Origin of the sequence: Dyella sp., assembly GCF_035503745.1 — a bacterium.
Classification (GTDB): Bacteria; Pseudomonadota; Gammaproteobacteria; order Xanthomonadales; family Rhodanobacteraceae; genus Dyella_B.
This window is the reverse complement of the sequence record NZ_DATJTC010000025.1, coordinates 156,747-172,147: the sequence shown is the minus strand read 5'-3', so window position 1 is coordinate 172,147 and position 15,401 is coordinate 156,747. Positions and strand designations below refer to the sequence as shown.

The window sequence follows — 15,401 nt, the reverse complement described above, 5'->3', positions numbered from 1 at the left end:
CATGCGATTCAAACTGCTACTTCTCATCTCCCTTACCGTTCTGCTGGGCGCCTGCCATAGCGTCAAGCTGCCGACCATCCTGCCCGACAGCCCGCCGCCGAAGACGCTGGCCGATGCCAAGAAGCAACTCCAGCAGGCCACACCGTGCTGCACGAGCTTTGCCGACTTCTCCTACCAGACGCCCCTGCCCTGGCGTCCACAGCAGTTCACCCTGGGCAGCGGCCCGGTGGCGGCGATCAACGGCGTGCACAGCTACTTCCTGAGCTTCGTGCTGCCCAACGACGTGAAGCTGCCGTACAAGATCGGCGTGAAATCGGAAATCAACGGACGCTCGGTGATGCGTTCGAGCTACCTGTTCGCGCCGACCGTGGTGGTGCTGGATGACGCCTTCCAGCCGATCGACTCCCAAGACGTGAAGCTGTGCGAATACATGGGCTGGACCAACAGCGACAGCGGCGCATTCGGCAGCGTGCAAGTCTCGGACAAGCGCGCACGCTACGTGGTGGTCTATAGCTCCAGCAAGCAGCAGTCGAGCAACACCTACTGGGAACAATCGGCCAGCACCTTCTCCACCGCCAGCAGCACCACGCCGACCGCCGTCAGCACCGGCGGCAGCTATAAGATCGCGCATGGCCCCGACGGCGTCGTGTGGGTGGGTATGATGGACCGGAAATACGACGAGGCAGTGAGCAAGGCGGTCTGCGGCAAGCCGCCGCAAGGCGATGGCGTGCTGCATTCCCTGCGCACGGATCTGCCGCGCATCACCTGGAGCAGCCTTTGATCCTGTTGGCGGTCTACATCGGCCTGCTGCTGATCGGCCTGGCCTGCTTCATCGCCTATGCGGTATTGCCCTTGCGTATCGCCAAGCGTCTGCGCGAGGGCTATCCACAACACTGGCAGGTGATCGTGGACACCGGCACCGGCGCAACCGCACGTGGGCCGCAGCTGTGGTTGCGCATGCAAAGCGTGTTGCGTTCGCCCGCCATCGCCGCGATCGACGATGCCGCCATCACGCGCTTATGGCGGATGTGGCGCTACAGCCAATGGGTGGCGTGGACGTGCTGGATCGCCGCACTGGCATTGCAATGGCGTAGCCGGGCCTGAGCCGGCCCTCCAAGGAGACCTCATGGAGTTGAATCTCAGCGGGCGTCACGCGGTGGTATGCGGCGCATCGCAAGGCATCGGCCGCGCGACGGCGATCGAGCTGGCCGGACTGGGCGCCGACGTCACTGTACTGGCGCGCTCGGTCGATGTCCTTGAAGAACTGGCGCAAAGCCTGCCACGCAACCATCCCGCGCAACGGCACGACTGGCGCGGCGTGGACATGCACGACACCCATGCCCTGCACGCCGTGGCGCACGATATCGTGGCCACGCATCCGGTGCATATCCTCATCAACAACACCGGCGGACCGCCGGGCGGCCCCGCGCACACCGCCGAGGCCGCCGCCTTCGAAAACACCTTCCGCCAACATCTGCTGGCCGGCCAGGTATTGATGCAAGCCATGCTGCCCGGCATGCGCGAGGCGCGTTTCGGCCGTCTGGTCAACGTGATCTCCACGTCGGTCAAGGAACCCATTCCCGGCCTTGGCGTCTCCAACACCGTCCGCGCCGCCGTGGCCGCGTGGGCGAAAACCCTTTCCGGCGAACTCGCCGCCGACGGCATCACCGTCAACAATGTGCTGCCAGGCTACACCCGCACCGCGCGACTCGCCGGCCTGCTGTCCGCCCAATCGAAAAAAAGCGGCCGCAGCGAAGAAGAACTGGCAGCGGAGATGGCCGCCGCGGTGCCGGCACGGCGCTTTGGCGAACCGGGCGAAGTGGCCGCGGTGATCGCGTTCCTGTGCACGCCGGCGGCAGCCTACGTCAATGGCGTGAGCATCGCGGTCGATGGCGGTCGCACCAAGGCCCTGAGCTAGGGCCTGTTTACGCGATGGGCGTAGCCCGCGTTGTATTGGAATTGGAGTGGCTGTCAGGTGACAGCGCGTGGCGCCGGCGCATGATGGCCACGCCCATAGTGTAAACAAGCCCCAGGGATGCCCTGATCCGTTCTTCGCAAGTGTCGCCAGCAACCGATACGCACGCGTCCGGTGCAATCGGCGCCCGCAGGCTCTAAGCTTGCATGGATGCCAAGCACACGCCTCGCCAATCTGATTGACGGTCGCCTGCAGGCGCCCATCGACAACCGCTGGCTCGACGTCCATGAGCCCGCCACCGGCGCGGTATTTGCGCACTGTCCCGATTCCACCCGCGCCGATGTCGAAGCCGCCGTGCAGGCCGCGCAGCGGGCGGCACCGGCATGGATGGCGACCCCGTCGGAGGAACGCGCCCGCCTGCTTCATCGCCTGGCCGACCTGATCGAAGCACGGCTCGATGAATGGGCTGAGCTGGAATCGCGCGACAGCGGCAAACCGGTAGCGCTTGCCCGGCGGCTGGACATCCCGCGCGCGGTATCCAACCTGCGCTTCTTCGCCGCCGCCGTGATGGCGTGGGATAGCCAATCCCATGCGATGGAAAGCGGTGCGATCAACTACACCTTGCGCCGCCCGCTCGGCGTGGTGGGCTGCATCAGTCCGTGGAATCTTCCGCTGTATCTGTTTACCTGGAAGATCGCCCCTGCGCTCGCCAGCGGTAACGCGGTGGTGGCAAAACCGTCGGAAATCACGCCATGCACGGCAGCGCTGCTGGGCGAGTTGAGCATCGAAGCCGGCTTTCCCGCCGGCGTGCTCAACATCGTGCACGGACGCGGCCCGACGACGGGCCAGGCCATCGTCGAGCATCCGCTCGTCAAGGCCATCTCCTTCACCGGCAGCACGCGCACCGGCGCCGGCATTGCCGCGACGGCCGCACCGCATTTCAAGAAAATATCGCTGGAACTTGGCGGAAAGAATCCTGCCATCGTCTTCGCCGACGCGGATTTGAGCGAGGACAATCTGGACATCATCGTGCGTTCGGGCTTCGCCAACCAGGGCGAGATCTGCCTGTGCGGCTCGCGCCTGCTGGTGCAGCGCTCGATCTATGACAGCTTCCGCCAACGCTATCTGGAACGCGTCAACGCCTTGCGCGTGGGCGACCCGCAGGACGCCGGCACGGACTTGGGCGCGCTGGTATCGCGCGAACACTTCGAGAAAGTGATGGGCTGCATCCAGCGCGCGCGCGACGAAGGCGGGCAGGTGCTCACCGGCGGGCATGCGCTGACGCTCAACGGTCGCTGCGCGGAAGGCTGGTTCGTCGCGCCGACCGTGGTGGAAGGCTTGTCGAACGACACCGCCACCAATCAACAGGAAATCTTCGGCCCCTTCGTCACGCTGATCCCGTTCGACGACGAAGCCCAGGCGCTGGCCATCGCCAACGGTACTGGTTATGGCCTGGCCGCTTCGGTGTGGACCGGCGATCTGTCGCGCGCCCACCGCATGGCCGCGCAATTGGAATTTGGCATCGTGTGGATCAACTGCTGGCTGCTGCGCGATCTGCGCACGCCGTTCGGCGGCAGCAAGCAATCGGGCGTCGGGCGCGAAGGCGGCACCGAGGCGCTGCGCTTTTTCACCGAGCCACGCAACATCTGTATTCGCTATTAAAGGAACGTGCCGTGAGCAGTCCCCTGCAAGATCTGATCGACAGCAACCGCCGCTGGTCGAGCGCCGTAACAGAAGCCGATCCGCAATTCTTCGAGCGTCTGGCCAAGCAGCAATCGCCCAAGTACCTGTGGATCGGCTGCTCCGATTCGCGCGTGCCGGCCACGCAGATCGTGGACCTTCCGCCCGGCGAGATCTTCGTGCAGCGCAACGTCGCCAACGTGGTCTCGCACACCGATCTGAACTGCCTCAGCGCCATCCAGTTTGCCGTGGACGTGCTCAAGGTCGAGCACATCATCGTGGTCGGCCACTATGGCTGCGGCGGCGTGCAGGCGGTGCTGGACGAACGGCGCCTGGGCCTGGTCGACAATTGGCTGCGTCACGTTGGCGACGTGGCGCACAAACACGCCGGCACGCTCAACGCGATCGGCTCGATGCCCTTGCGCAACACCCGTCTGTGCGAACTCAATGCGATCGAGCAGGTGCTCAACGTGTGCGCCACCACCGTCGTGATGGATGCCTGGGAACGCGGCCAGCCGCTGGCCGTACATGCCTGGTGCTACAGCCTGTCCAACGGGCACATGCACGACCTGGACATGCACGTAGACTCGCGCGAAACGGTGCGCCCCAGCTACGAGCAAGCGCTGGAACGACTGATGCGCCGTGCCGGAGAGCCGCGGTGAGCGAGGCGATCCGCACGGATACGGCGCCAGCCCCTGTGGGCGCATATCCGCATGCGCGGCGCGTAGGCGATCTGCTGTTCCTGTCGGGCGTCGGCCCCCGCCAGCCCGGCAGCAACGTCATTCCCGGCAACGTTCACGACGCCGACGGCAAGTTGATCGCTTACGACATCGAGCAACAATGCCGGCAAGTGTTCGCCAATGTCCGCGCGGTGCTGCATGCCAGCGGCGCGCGCTGGGAAGACCTGGTCGATGTCACTGTGTACCTTACCGACATGGCGCGCGACTTTGCGGTCTACAACCGCCTTTATACGGAATATTTCGCGGGCGTCGATGCCTGCCGCACGACGCTGGGCATTACCGCCCTGCCAACACCCATCGCCATCGAACTGAAGTGCGTCGCCGCGTTGCCGGCGACCGGCAGCGGACATTAAAAACCCCGGCTGGCCGAGCCAACCGGGGTTATCGGTATACCGAACCGTCTTGCTTGCGCGATTACTTGCCAGCCGTACCGCTGGAAGCCGGCGCGCTGCTGGTCTTCTTGTGGGACTTGTGGCTGGTCGAGGACGAAGATTTGGACTTGTGGTGCTTGGCGGTCGTCGAAGAGGACGACGATGCCGAGGACGGAGCGGTCGACTGGGCAAAAACGGAACCGGACAGAGCCACACCTGCAACGAGCAGAGAAGCGATCGCAAGTTTACGGATCATGATCATGAGCCTCGAGATTTTAATTGCCACGGACCCGGCCGGAACCCGGCAACCTCGGGCGGCATGGCGGTATCAACAATGCCTTGGATTCGGCATACCGGAACTGAACGGCGAGAAAAATTCATCAATAAATGCTGATGATTTAAACAATCGGTCAAATTTGGCGTTTAAGCCCCGCCCCTCACTCTAGACATTTTTGTAACAACTGGCGGATCGTGCCCTGCACCATCGGCGCCTTGGTCGTATCCCAGGCAAAGCTCTCCTCATTCATGTACTGGCTCTGCGCCAGCTCCAGTTGTACCGCCTCGATACCATGTGCAGGATTGCCGTAATGGCGGGTGATATAGCCGCCCTTGAAGCGGCCGTTGAGTACGAAGTCGTAGCGTGACTGCGCTTCCATCACGCCGGTCAGGTTCCACTGCAGCTGGGCACCGCAACTGGCGCCATCGGCGGTGCCGAGATTGAAGTCCGGCAGGCGCCCCTCGAACAGCATGGGCACATGGCTGCGGATCGAATGCCCGTCCCACAGCACGACATGGCCGTGCTGCGCTTTAAGGCGTTCGAGTTCCGCCGCAAGAGCTTGATGATAGGGACGCCACCAGGTTTCGATCCGCTGGCCGATCTCCTCGGCGTCCGGTTCCTGGCCGTCCAGATACAACGGCTCGCCATCGAAGCCAACGGTCGGCACCAGGCCGGTTTCGCGGCGGCCCGGATACAACGCATGCCCGTCGGCAGGTCGATTCAAATCGACCATGTAGCGCGACACCACCGGCTTGATCACGCTGGCGCCCAGGTCCTTGGCAAGCGGTTCGTAGAGCTTGGCCACGTGCCAGTCGGTATCGGGCGCTCGGCGCGCGGCGGGGCGCAGGCGCTTGGCAAGATCGGCAGGAATGTGGCTGCCATCGTGCGGCAGGCTGATCAAAAGCGGCGCAGTGCCGCGCTCGAGGTTGAAGGTCTCCATGTCCGGAGTGTGACCGGTTACCCACTAACGCAGCAACAGCAACTCCTCCGCCGCGGTGGGGTGGATGGCTATCGCCGCCTTCAGGTCGTGCCAGTACAGACCCTTTTGCAGAGCGATCGCAAAACCTTGCAGCAATTCGTCGCTACCTGGCCCCAATACGTGGATTCCTACGACGCGGCGCTCCGCGCCAACGGTCAGCAGCTTCACGACGCTTTGTTCCGAACGGCCCGCCACCATCCATTGCAGCGGGGTATAGCGGCCGCTGTGCACGTTGACCGCATCGCCATGGCGTGCGCGTGCCTGCTGTTCGGTCAGTCCGACCATGCCCAGCGGCGGTTCGGAGAAGACCACGCTGGGAAGGACGCTATCGTCCAGACGGGCATCGGCATGGCCGCCGATCAGGCGATCGGCCAGGGCGCGCCCGGCCGCCACCGCCACCGGCGTGAGCGCCTTGCGATCGGTGACGTCGCCGATGGCGTAGATGCCCGCCACGCTGGTGTTTTGATAGGCATCGACCAGCACGTGGCCGCGCTCGTCGCATGCCACGCCAAGGCTTTCCAGCCCGATGCCGTTGCTGTTGGGCGTGCGGCCGATCGCCCATAGCACCGCGTCGTAGCCTTCGAATGCCGCACCGCCGCCGGTCTCCAACGTGACATCGCCGCGAACGCCGCGTGCGCCTGTCACCTGCACGTCCCGCAGCAGGCGAATGCCTCGCGCCTGCATGTGCGAGGACAGCGCATCGACCATCTCGCGGTCGAATCCGCACAAGAGGTCGTTGCGCACGAACATATCAACCTCGCAGCCGAGCGCATGCAGGACGCCGGCGAATTCCACCGCGACGTAACCACCGCCGACGACACCGATGCGCCTGGGCGCAGATTCCAAAGCGAAGATGTCGTCCGACAGCATGCCCAGCTCGAAGCCGGCGATATCCAGGCGGCGCGGGCGCGCGCCAGTGGCGATCACGATATGCGGTGCCCTCGCGCGCATGCCGGAGCCGGTCGCGACCGTATCGGCCGACACCAGGCTGGCGGCTTCCGGCACGACGGTAATGCCGGCTTGCGCCAGGCGCGCGTCGTAGCGCCGGCGGATGCCGGCGATGTAGTCATCGCGTAACCGCCGCAAGCGCGCCCAGTCCAATTGCATCGGCGTGGTTTGGAAACCGTATTGCGCGGCGAGGCGATGCATGTCGGCCATTTGTGCGGCAAACCACATGGCCTTCTTGGGTACGCAACCGCGATTGACACAGGTACCGCCCATTTCGTGCGGCTCGAACATCGCAACCTTCGCCCCAAGTCGCGCGGCGTGCTGGGCAACGCTCAATCCGCCGGAACCCGAACCCAGGACGATCAGGTCGAAACTATCGCTCATCATCCTTCTCCCTTGCCGCGGCGAGTCTGCCCTTGCGGGATTACAACCAGCCTGATTACAACATGCCCGATCGGCACAGGCGTGATCACAGACCGAAGCGGGCAGGTGCGTAAGGCGCCGGGTCGAAGGCCGGCGTCGTGCCGCCCAGTTGCGCGGCGACCAGCTCCCCGGTCGCGGCCGACATGCTGACACCGAGCATGCCGTGCGCAGTCGCCAGATGCAGGTTGGACCAGCGCGTGCTCGGGCCGATGATCGGCACTTCGTCCACGCTCATCGGCCGCCAGCCCCACCACTCTTCCTGCAGTTGCGGCCCTTCCGGCTCGTGCAGGTTGGCCGCGGCGCTGCGGCGCAAGGCATCGATGCGGGTGCGGTTGAGCCCCTGGGCGTAACCGGAAAACTCCATCGTGCTGCCCAGGCGAAAGCCGCTGTCCCAGGTGGTGACGCACACCGCCGCCTCTCGCAACACCAGCGGATACCGGGGTACGCGTACCGGACGGCTATAGGTAAGCGAATAGCCTTTGCCCGGCTGCATGGGCAGGCGCAACCCAAGCTGCCGGCCCAGCAAGGGCGACCAGGCGCCGAGCGCAAGCAGCACGCGTTCGCCCGAAAAATCACCGCCGGTAGTGCCCACGCTTGCGATGCGCGGGCCATCGGTTTGCAATCGCTCGATACGCGCACCCGTTTCGATCACGCCTCCGCGTTCGAGCACCCGCCGCGCGAGCTCGGCCACGTAGCGATCCGGACGCAAGCGCGCGTCTTGCGGATGCAGCAGGCCGCCCTGCACGCCCGGCTTGAGCGCCGGCTCGATCGCCTGGACCTCTTCGCCGCGCAAGCGCTGCACCGCAATACCCAAACGATCGAGCAGCTCGGCATGATGGCGCTCGTCCGCCGCCAGCCGGGCCGCGCTGCGATAGACGTAGAGCCCCCCCGATTGGACGAATTCACAATCGAGCTTTTCCGCACCGATCAGTTGATCGAGCAGATCGCGGGACCGTTGCAGGATGGCTGCCCGCGCTTTTGCGGCAGCTTCGAAATCGCGCCAGTTGCAGTGCCTGGCAAAACCCAGCAACCAGCGCAGGCGCGGGCCATCGAAGCGGGGGTTGAGGTAGAGCGGTGCGTCGGAGCGAAGCATCGAGCGCAACGCCACGCCCACCATGCCCGGCATCGCCAGCGGTGCCGCATGGCTGGGGGTGATCGTACCGCAATTGCCATGCGAGCTGCCGCAGCCGGGCGTGCCCTGCTCCAGCACACGCACGCTGGCGCCGTTGTTGAGCAGATAGAGCGCGCTGGCAAGGCCAATGACACCGCCACCGAGAATCAATACATCACTGCGGGAAGCATCCATCAGGCCATTGTAGCGACCTGGACCGCGGAAATTGGTACTTGCGCCCGGCCGGGCAACGTCGCAGGCTGGTATCGCGCAACCACGACATCACCGCCATGCCGATGCGTATACCGTTTGTGATGTGCCTGTTTTGCACGACCGTGCTACTGGCAGCCGCCGGTGCGCGCGCGCAGACTCCTGCGCCGTCCACCCGCGAACTGGTGACCCGCTTCGGCGCCGCGCCCAATGGCCTGGCGCGCTACAACTACCTGAAATCGGTCATGCCCTTGCTCGACAAGGACGAAAAAGTCTTGGCGCTACAACTGCTCGCCACCGTGGAAAGCGAACTGGGGTTGTACACCGAAGCAACGATAACCTTTCCGTTCGACAACCGCATCGCGCCCCCCAAGTCAACGGTCCTGCCGCAAGACGACGACTGGCAAGCCGTCAGTGCCAGCGAAGCGGTAGCCGAGCTTGCCGCGCAGCGCCACATCGTGATGATCAACGAGGCCCATCACGATGCGCACACGCGCGAGCTGACGCTGGCCTTGCTGCCGCGCCTGCGCGCGCTGGGTTATCGCTACTTCGCCGCCGAGGCGCTAAGCACTCAAGACGTGGACCTGATGCGGCGCGGCTACCCCATCGACACGTCCGGCAGCGAATACCTGCTTGAACCGCTTTACGGCGAGATCATTCGCCAGGCCATCAAGCTCGGCTACATCATCGTGCCGTACGACTCCGACGATGCCTCGCTCGAGGACCGCGACACGCTGCAGGCACGCACGCTCTACGAGAAGGTGTTCGCCAAGGATCCGCAAGCCAAGCTGTTCGTGCACGCGGGCTACTCGCATATCGACAAAGCCCCCGGCAATCTGGGCGATGACATCAAGCCGATGGCCATGCAGCTGCAACAGCTGAGCGGCTATGACCCGCTTTGCGTGGACCAGGTGCAATTTCGGGACGTGGCGCCAGGCGGCCTGGACTTCGGCTATTACGCCGAGGTTGCCTCGCGTTTTTCCTCGCAGTTGCCCATCGTTCTGCAGAATCGCAGCACGCATGCGTACTGGAGTTCCGATCCACGCATGCACGACATCTCCGTCATTCTTCCACCCGCTTCGCCAATGGATCTGCGCAGCGGCGACGGAACCAGCACCGACGTCTTGCGGCGCATCATCGTGCTGGTGCAGCCGCCCCTCAACCTCGACATACGGCCCTACTGGCTGTCGCTGGGCGGCACGCGCTTTACCTACAAGATTGACACCGATCTATGCGCCGGGCAGATCCCCTGCGTGGTGGATGCCTACTATCCGAACGAGCCCGACAACGCCATCCCGGCCGACCGCTACACCTTCATCAAGGCCCGCGCCCATAACGTGCTGTACCTCTACCCCGGCCATTACCGCCTGCGCGCCTGGGATGCCCAGGGCAAGACGCTTTCCGAGCAGCCGATCGACGTGCTGGCGCACTGATCGCTTTCGCGGTACTTGCGCCCCAAGGATTACGCATGTAATCTCGATTCGAGACTACACTTGTAATCCAATCGGAGCCGATCGATGCCACAGGCCCATACGCCCATCAGCGACGCCGAGAGCCGCGTCATGGAAGCACTGTGGAAGACAGCGCCGCTGTCCTCCGAACAGATCGTCGCCGCCGTGCAGGCCAACAGCGACTGGCACGAAAAAACCATCCGCACCCTGCTCAATCGCCTGCTGGGAAAAGGCGCCGTAGAAGCCACGCGCGATGGCCGCCGCTATCTCTACGCGCCCTTGCTCAGCCGCGCGCAATGGCAGGCGCAGGAAAGCCGCAGCCTCTTGGACCGCGTGTTCGGCGGACGTGTCGGTCCGTTGCTTGCGCATTTCAGCCAGCACGAAAAGTTGTCCCCCAATGACATCGCCCAATTGCGCAAACTGATCGATGCCATCGAGCGCAAGGAACGATGATCATGAACGCAATGCTTTTACGGATGCTGCTTACCGCCACCTTGGGCCTGGTGCTGGTCCTGGTGCTGCGCAAGCCATTGCGCCGCGCGTTCGGCGCCGGCCCCGCGTTTACGCTGTGGGCGTTGCCCTGCGTGATGGCGGCGATGCCGTGGCTGCCCGCGCCCATCAAAGCGTCGCCGTTGCGGCCGGTCATTTCCATGCTGCCGACGCCGTCGCTGCCGATCACTTACGTCGCCGTGTCCGATGCGTATGCCTGGCTCGTGGCGATATGGCTGCTCGGCGTCGCCTACGGCGCATTGCATCTGGCCTTGCGCTACATGCGCCTGGCACGCGGTTGCACCGCGATGCCGCCTGCCATGCGTCGCCAACTGATCGCCGAATATCCGGCGCTGCTCACGCGGCGATTGCGCTTGCATGCGGCCGGCCCCGCCGTGATGTGGGCACCGCGCGCGCGCCTGCTGCTGCCCGCGGACTTTCTTGAGCGCTACGACACCGATGCACGCGAGATGGTGCTGCGTCACGAATGCGCACATCTGCGCCGTGGCGATGCGTGGTGGAGCCTGCTGAGCGAATGCATTCTCGTGTTGCTGTGGTTTCACCCGCTGGCCTGGTTCGCGCTACCCCGCTTCCAGCTGGACATCGAGCTTGCCTGCGACGAAAGCGTGCTGCGTGCAGCGCCCCAGCACGAGCTGTGCTACGCACAAACGCTTATGCGCAGCACCAGCGTGGATGCCCAACCCGCCATGATCCCCTGGCTTGCCGAACCCCAATTGAAGGAGCGCCTCACCATGATCAGCCGTCCATTCCTAAGTTCCTGGCGCCGTCGATCCGGCTATGTCGCCTTGACGGCGCTGCTTGCCTGCGGCGCCGCCATGGCGCAATCGGCATCGGCGCCGCCGGCCGACACACCACCCAAATTGGACTGGCACGACCGCGGCCCCATGCCGCCGCCGTACCCGCCTGATGCGGTGAAGAATCGCGAGCAAGGCACGGTGATGTTGAAAGTGCTGGTGGCCGCCGATGGCACGGCGCGCAAGGTGGATGTCGACAGCGAAGGCAGCAAGACGTCTCCGGAACTTGCCAAGGCCGCCAGTGATGCGGCCATGAAGTGGCACTTCCATCCGCAGATGGCGGACGGCAAGGCGGTGGAGGGATGGGTGAAGGTGCCGGTGCTGTTCAGCCTGTCGCCGTTACCGCCCAAGCCGCCTGGCGCGCCGGTGCCGCCACCGCCACCCGGCGTCATGCCGCTGCCTCCGCCCTCGCCGCCGCCTCCGCCTCCAGTCCCGGCGGCCGGCTCGACTTCGTCCAACTCCTGAGAACTTCCCTTCAACTTATTGATTTGATATAACCTCGGCGCAGCCAACGCCGAGGTTTTTTTATGACCCTGGCTAACACAGGGGATTGGAGCAAGCACCACTTTTTCCGCCGCGCACTGCGCGCGGCGGCACTCGCCGGCGTGCTGCTGTTGCTCGCCGCGTGCGCCAGCAGTCCGAGGCGGGAAGCCACGTTCAAGCCGTCGCATTCGGAACTGGCCGACGAGCCGGCCCGTGCACCGGAAAATTCCATCGGCACCGCCAATGACGTGCTGTTCCGCGCCATGGCCCTGGTCGGCACGCCCTACCACTATGGCGGCAACACACCCGCAGGCGGTTTCGACTGCAGCGGACTGGTTGATTACATCTATCGAAACGCCGCCAACATCCTTCTGCCGCACAGCTCCCGCGACATGTCCGAAATGAACGGCCAGAAGGTGCGCCGCATGGATGAGCTGATCAGCGGCGACCTGGTCTTTTTCAGTATCGGCGGCGGCATCAGCCATGTGGGCGTCTATGTCGGCAAGGGCCGCTTCGTGCATGCGCCCAACAGCGGCGGCACGGTGCGCCTGGACGATATCGACGGCCCGTATTGGCGCGACCACTTCGCCTACGGCGAACGCCTGCTCGACTGATTTGCACCCCTCTGCCACCTTCCCGCCATCTCATGCAAAAAATTATATTGTGCACAATTAAATTTGATGCTATTGTTTTCCCATGATGGCAACCCCCGAACCCACCCTGCTTCTGGACGAACAGCTCTGCTTCGCGCTGTACGCTGCCTCGCGCCGCATGACGGCCACCTACCGCCCCATGCTGGAGGCGCTGGGTCTGACCTACCCGCAATACCTGGTCATGCTGGTGCTGTGGGAGCGCGACGGCCTCACCGTGCGTGAACTCGGCGAACGGCTGCAGCTCGATTCAGGCACCTTGACGCCTCTGCTCAAGCGCCTGGAGCAAGCCGACCTGGTCGGCCGCCGCCGTCGCCAGCGTGACGAGCGCGAGGTGGAAATCACCTTGACCCAGGCCGGCCGCAACCTGCACGAGCGTGCGCTGGACGTGCCGCGCTGCCTGGCCAACCGTCTTTGCATGTCCGCCGACGACTTCATCCGCCTGCGCGACGAACTCAAATCCCTGGCGGCCCAGCTGGCCGCACCCACCCAAGAGCGAGACCAAAACCCATGAGCAACCCCGCCAAGATCCTCTATACCGCCACCGCCACCGCCAAAGGCGGCCGTGAAGGCCACATCCACAGCAGCGACGGCGTGCTGGATTTCGACCTGAAACTGCCCAAGGAATTGGGCGGCCCCGGCGGTCACGGCAGCAACCCGGAACAGCTGTTTGCCGCTGGCTATTCGGCGTGCTTCGAAGGCGCCATCCGTTTCGTGGCGCGTGAGAAGAAAATCGCGCTGAAGGAAGCCTCGGTGACCGGGCACGTCGGCATCGGCCCGCGCGAACCCACCGGTTTCGGCATCGCCGTGAAGCTGGAAGTGAGCCTGCCGGGCATCGACCGCGCCGTGGCGCAAGAGCTGATCGACATCGCGCATCGCGACATCTGTCCGTACTCGCACGCCACGCGCGGTAACGTGGACGTGCAGATCACGCTGGTCTGATCGCACGCACGATCGGAAAACGGCAACGGCGCCTGGGGGCGCCGTTGCTTTTTGCTCTTTATGCTTTCCGTGCCGACACGGGAAGGAGCCAGCGTTCAGTGTGCCTGGGCACCCGGCGGATGCGCGTGGCCGTGCTGGATTTCTTCCTCGGTGGCCTCGCGCACATCCTGCACGCTCACGTCGAAGTTGAGCGTTTTGCCGGCCATGGGGTGATTGAGGTCCACGTCGATCGTGCTCATGCCCACCTTCTGCACCGTCACCGCGCGCTGTCCGCCTTCCTTGAGCGAGAGCACCGTCACCATGCCGGGCTTGAGGCGATTGCCTTGCTGGAAGTATTTCTTGGGTACGCGCTGGATCTGGCCTTCCTGGCGCTCGCCATAGCCTTCGGCCGGCGGAATTTCCACTTGCAGCGTGTCACCGGCGGCGTGATCTTCCAGGGCCTTTTCCAGGCCGGGAATCAGCTGGCCATGGCCCAGCAGGATCCACAACGGCTGCCCGCCCTCGTGCGAGCTTTCCACCTTCTCGCCGTCCACGGTAAGCGTGTAGTGGAACGCGATGACCTTGTCCTTGCCAGCCTTCATTGCCTTTCTCTCGGTAGATAACGAAAACCGCCATTCTATCAGCTGCCGGGCCGGCCCAAGCCGACGCCGCGCGCCTCCGGCCCCAGCCAGACCAGCAACGCCAGCAACACGGCCACCGCGGCAATCCATAGTGACATCACCAGAGGCAGGTTCAGGCCATCCCGGCTGGCCAGCCACGATTGCGCCGTCGCGGTGCCGGCCGCCAGCAGGTTGCCCATCTGGTAGGCAAAGCCCGGCAGCGTGCCGCGCACGCCATCGGGCGAAAGTTCATTCAGATGCGTGGGCACCACGCCCCACGCGCCCTGCACCATCACCTGGATCAGGAACGCACCGACGCCCAGCCATAGCAGCGAGCCGCCATAGGTCCACAGCGGGATCACCGGAATGGCAAGCAGCGCGGCGATGATCATGGCGCGGCGACGGCCGATCTTTTCCGACCAGGCGCCGAAGTAAATGCCACCCACCAGCGCGCCCAGATTGAGCAGCGCCACCAGCACGAACGCCGCGCTGGAGCCGGTCGGCAGATGCAGGCTCACTTCCTCGAAGGTGTGATACATGTCCTGCGAGCCATGGCTGAACATGTTGAACGCCGCCATCAAACACATCAGATAGATGGCCAGTTTCCATTGGCCGCGCATCGCTTTCCACAGACTGAGCTTGCCCTGGCTTGCCTGCCACCCCGGCGATTCGGGCACCTTGCGCCGGATGTACAGCACCAGCAGCGCCGGCAATGCGCCCACCACAAACAAGCCGCGCCAGCCGATGTGATCGACCAGCAGCCAGTTCACCAGCGCACCGAGAAAGAAGCCGCAGGGATAACCGCTCTGCAGCAAGCCTGACACCAGTCCGCGCGACTTCGGCGGAATCGACTCCATCACCAGCGATGCACCGATACCCCATTCGCCGCCCATCGCCACGCCAAACAGGAAGCGCATTACCAGCAGCACCGTGATCGAGGGCGAAAACGCGGTCGCCAGTTCAAACAGCGAAAACAGGATCACATCCACCATCAGCACCGGCCGGCGGCCGAAGCGGTCGGCAAGCCGGCCCAACAGAAAGGCGCCGATGGGACGCGCCGCGAGCGTCAGGAAAATGCCCAGCGTGACCCGGGTCCGGTCCACGTGGAATTCGTTGGCGATGGCCACCACCACGAAGGTGTAGATGAAATAGTCGAACGCATCGAGCGTCCAGCCCAGGAAGCTTGCCAGCACGGTATGCCGTTGCTCGTGATTCAACTCGCGCAGGGCGGACAGGACGGACATGCACAACTCCCGGTTCGTGACCGCAGGACGCTATCACGCCCCACCCGCCGACCGGCGAAGCATGCCCCGTTCAT

18 protein-coding genes are annotated in these 15,401 nt (G+C 64.4%); 13 read left to right on the top strand and 5 right to left on the bottom strand.

All coding sequences use genetic code 11. The annotated features are described in order from the left end of the window. The first annotated feature begins 1 nt into the window (after position 1). The 7 genes from VME63_RS10155 to VME63_RS10125 all read left to right on the top strand — a co-directional run bounded on the left by VME63_RS10155 (position 2) and on the right by VME63_RS10125 (position 5,152). Positions 2–781, top strand: a complete 780-nt coding sequence (locus VME63_RS10155; protein ID WP_325432858.1) for a MalM family protein — start codon at positions 2–4, stop codon at positions 779–781. After that, on the top strand, positions 778–1,104 hold the full coding sequence (locus VME63_RS10150; protein ID WP_325432856.1) for a hypothetical protein: 327 nt from the start codon (positions 778–780) through the stop codon (positions 1,102–1,104). The genes VME63_RS10155 and VME63_RS10150 overlap by 4 nt, the downstream gene beginning before the upstream one ends. A 22-nt stretch (positions 1,105–1,126) precedes the next feature. Beyond that, a complete protein-coding gene (locus VME63_RS10145) occupies positions 1,127–1,918 on the top strand; it encodes an SDR family oxidoreductase (protein ID WP_325432854.1) in 792 nt (263 codons plus the stop codon). A gap of 207 nt (positions 1,919–2,125) precedes the next feature. Beyond that, the gene (locus VME63_RS10140) at positions 2,126–3,577 is read left to right on the top strand and encodes an aldehyde dehydrogenase (RefSeq protein ID WP_325432852.1); all 1,452 of its coding nucleotides are present in this window, start codon (positions 2,126–2,128) and stop codon (positions 3,575–3,577) included. A gap of 11 nt (positions 3,578–3,588) precedes the next feature. Further along, the gene (gene can / locus VME63_RS10135) at positions 3,589–4,257 is read left to right on the top strand and encodes a carbonate dehydratase (RefSeq protein WP_325432850.1); all 669 of its coding nucleotides are present in this window, start codon (positions 3,589–3,591) and stop codon (positions 4,255–4,257) included. Continuing rightward, the gene (locus tag VME63_RS10130; protein ID WP_325432848.1) at positions 4,254–4,688 is read left to right on the top strand and encodes a RidA family protein; all 435 of its coding nucleotides are present in this window, start codon (positions 4,254–4,256) and stop codon (positions 4,686–4,688) included. Before can ends, VME63_RS10130 begins: the two co-directional genes overlap by 4 nt. Positions 4,689–4,741: 53 nt before the next feature. Continuing rightward, positions 4,742–5,152: a hypothetical protein gene (locus VME63_RS10125; RefSeq protein WP_325432846.1), complete on the top strand. Its 411-nt coding sequence runs from the start codon at positions 4,742–4,744 to the stop codon at positions 5,150–5,152. On the opposite strand, the gene hutG is transcribed toward VME63_RS10125, so the two are convergent. From hutG to VME63_RS10110, 3 genes are all read right to left on the bottom strand, one after another. Beyond that, positions 5,144–5,923 (bottom strand): N-formylglutamate deformylase, encoded by a 780-nt coding sequence (hutG, locus tag VME63_RS10120; protein WP_325432844.1) that lies wholly within the window; start codon positions 5,921–5,923, stop codon positions 5,144–5,146. The genes VME63_RS10125 and hutG overlap by 9 nt on opposite strands. A gap of 24 nt (positions 5,924–5,947) precedes the next feature. After that, a complete protein-coding gene (gorA, locus tag VME63_RS10115) occupies positions 5,948–7,294 on the bottom strand; it encodes a glutathione-disulfide reductase (protein ID WP_325432842.1) in 1,347 nt (448 codons plus the stop codon). 85 nt (positions 7,295–7,379) lie between these two features. Then, positions 7,380–8,639: an NAD(P)/FAD-dependent oxidoreductase gene (locus VME63_RS10110; RefSeq protein WP_325432840.1), complete on the bottom strand. Its 1,260-nt coding sequence runs from the start codon at positions 8,637–8,639 to the stop codon at positions 7,380–7,382. A 101-nt stretch (positions 8,640–8,740) separates the two neighbouring features. On the opposite strand from VME63_RS10110, the gene VME63_RS10105 reads away from it, so the two are divergent. The 6 genes from VME63_RS10105 to VME63_RS10080 all read left to right on the top strand — a co-directional run bounded on the left by VME63_RS10105 (position 8,741) and on the right by VME63_RS10080 (position 13,484). After that, the gene (locus VME63_RS10105; protein ID WP_325432837.1) at positions 8,741–10,087 is read left to right on the top strand and encodes a hypothetical protein; all 1,347 of its coding nucleotides are present in this window, start codon (positions 8,741–8,743) and stop codon (positions 10,085–10,087) included. A gap of 84 nt (positions 10,088–10,171) precedes the next feature. Beyond that, complete coding sequence (locus VME63_RS10100) at positions 10,172–10,558, top strand: BlaI/MecI/CopY family transcriptional regulator (protein ID WP_325432836.1); 387 nt, start codon at positions 10,172–10,174, stop codon at positions 10,556–10,558. Between the two features lie 2 nt (positions 10,559–10,560). Then, positions 10,561–11,874 (top strand): M56 family metallopeptidase, encoded by a 1,314-nt coding sequence (locus VME63_RS10095; protein ID WP_325432834.1) that lies wholly within the window; start codon positions 10,561–10,563, stop codon positions 11,872–11,874. Positions 11,875–11,936: 62 nt separating this feature from the next. Then, complete coding sequence (locus tag VME63_RS10090; protein ID WP_325432833.1) at positions 11,937–12,506, top strand: C40 family peptidase; 570 nt, start codon at positions 11,937–11,939, stop codon at positions 12,504–12,506. 82 nt (positions 12,507–12,588) lie between these two features. Continuing rightward, positions 12,589–13,056 carry a MarR family winged helix-turn-helix transcriptional regulator gene (locus VME63_RS10085; RefSeq protein ID WP_414648237.1) on the top strand — a complete coding sequence of 156 codons (468 nt, stop codon included), beginning with the start codon at positions 12,589–12,591 and terminating at the stop codon, positions 13,054–13,056. Further along, positions 13,053–13,484 carry an organic hydroperoxide resistance protein gene (locus VME63_RS10080; protein ID WP_325432832.1) on the top strand — a complete coding sequence of 144 codons (432 nt, stop codon included), beginning with the start codon at positions 13,053–13,055 and terminating at the stop codon, positions 13,482–13,484. The genes VME63_RS10085 and VME63_RS10080 overlap by 4 nt, the downstream gene beginning before the upstream one ends. A 95-nt stretch (positions 13,485–13,579) precedes the next feature. Here VME63_RS10080 and VME63_RS10075 read toward each other — a convergent pair whose 3' ends face one another. After that, positions 13,580–14,065, bottom strand: coding sequence for a peptidylprolyl isomerase (locus tag VME63_RS10075; RefSeq protein WP_325432831.1), 486 nt, complete (start codon positions 14,063–14,065; stop codon positions 13,580–13,582). A gap of 38 nt (positions 14,066–14,103) precedes the next feature. Further along, on the bottom strand, positions 14,104–15,327 hold the full coding sequence (locus tag VME63_RS10070) for an MFS transporter (protein WP_325432829.1): 1,224 nt from the start codon (positions 15,325–15,327) through the stop codon (positions 14,104–14,106). Between the last annotated feature and the right edge of the window lie 74 nt (positions 15,328–15,401).

Coding starts and splice junctions, on each gene's coding strand:
- hutG (WP_325432844.1), bottom strand. CDS start 5,923: ATGGAGACCTTCAACCTCGAGCGCGGCACTGCGCCGCTTTTGATCAGC.
- VME63_RS10075 (WP_325432831.1), bottom strand. CDS start 14,065: ATGAAGGCTGGCAAGGACAAGGTCATCGCGTTCCACTACACGCTTACC.
- VME63_RS10155 (WP_325432858.1), top strand. CDS start 2: ATGCGATTCAAACTGCTACTTCTCATCTCCCTTACCGTTCTGCTGGGC.
- VME63_RS10085 (WP_414648237.1), top strand. CDS start 12,589: ATGATGGCAACCCCCGAACCCACCCTGCTTCTGGACGAACAGCTCTGC.
- VME63_RS10105 (WP_325432837.1), top strand. CDS start 8,741: ATGCGTATACCGTTTGTGATGTGCCTGTTTTGCACGACCGTGCTACTG.
- VME63_RS10100 (WP_325432836.1), top strand. CDS start 10,172: ATGCCACAGGCCCATACGCCCATCAGCGACGCCGAGAGCCGCGTCATG.
- VME63_RS10095 (WP_325432834.1), top strand. CDS start 10,561: ATGAACGCAATGCTTTTACGGATGCTGCTTACCGCCACCTTGGGCCTG.
- gorA (WP_325432842.1), bottom strand. CDS start 7,294: ATGAGCGATAGTTTCGACCTGATCGTCCTGGGTTCGGGTTCCGGCGGA.
- VME63_RS10145 (WP_325432854.1), top strand. CDS start 1,127: ATGGAGTTGAATCTCAGCGGGCGTCACGCGGTGGTATGCGGCGCATCG.
- VME63_RS10070 (WP_325432829.1), bottom strand. CDS start 15,327: ATGTCCGTCCTGTCCGCCCTGCGCGAGTTGAATCACGAGCAACGGCAT.
- VME63_RS10090 (WP_325432833.1), top strand. CDS start 11,937: ATGACCCTGGCTAACACAGGGGATTGGAGCAAGCACCACTTTTTCCGC.
- VME63_RS10110 (WP_325432840.1), bottom strand. CDS start 8,639: ATGGATGCTTCCCGCAGTGATGTATTGATTCTCGGTGGCGGTGTCATT.
- VME63_RS10080 (WP_325432832.1), top strand. CDS start 13,053: ATGAGCAACCCCGCCAAGATCCTCTATACCGCCACCGCCACCGCCAAA.
- VME63_RS10140 (WP_325432852.1), top strand. CDS start 2,126: ATGCCAAGCACACGCCTCGCCAATCTGATTGACGGTCGCCTGCAGGCG.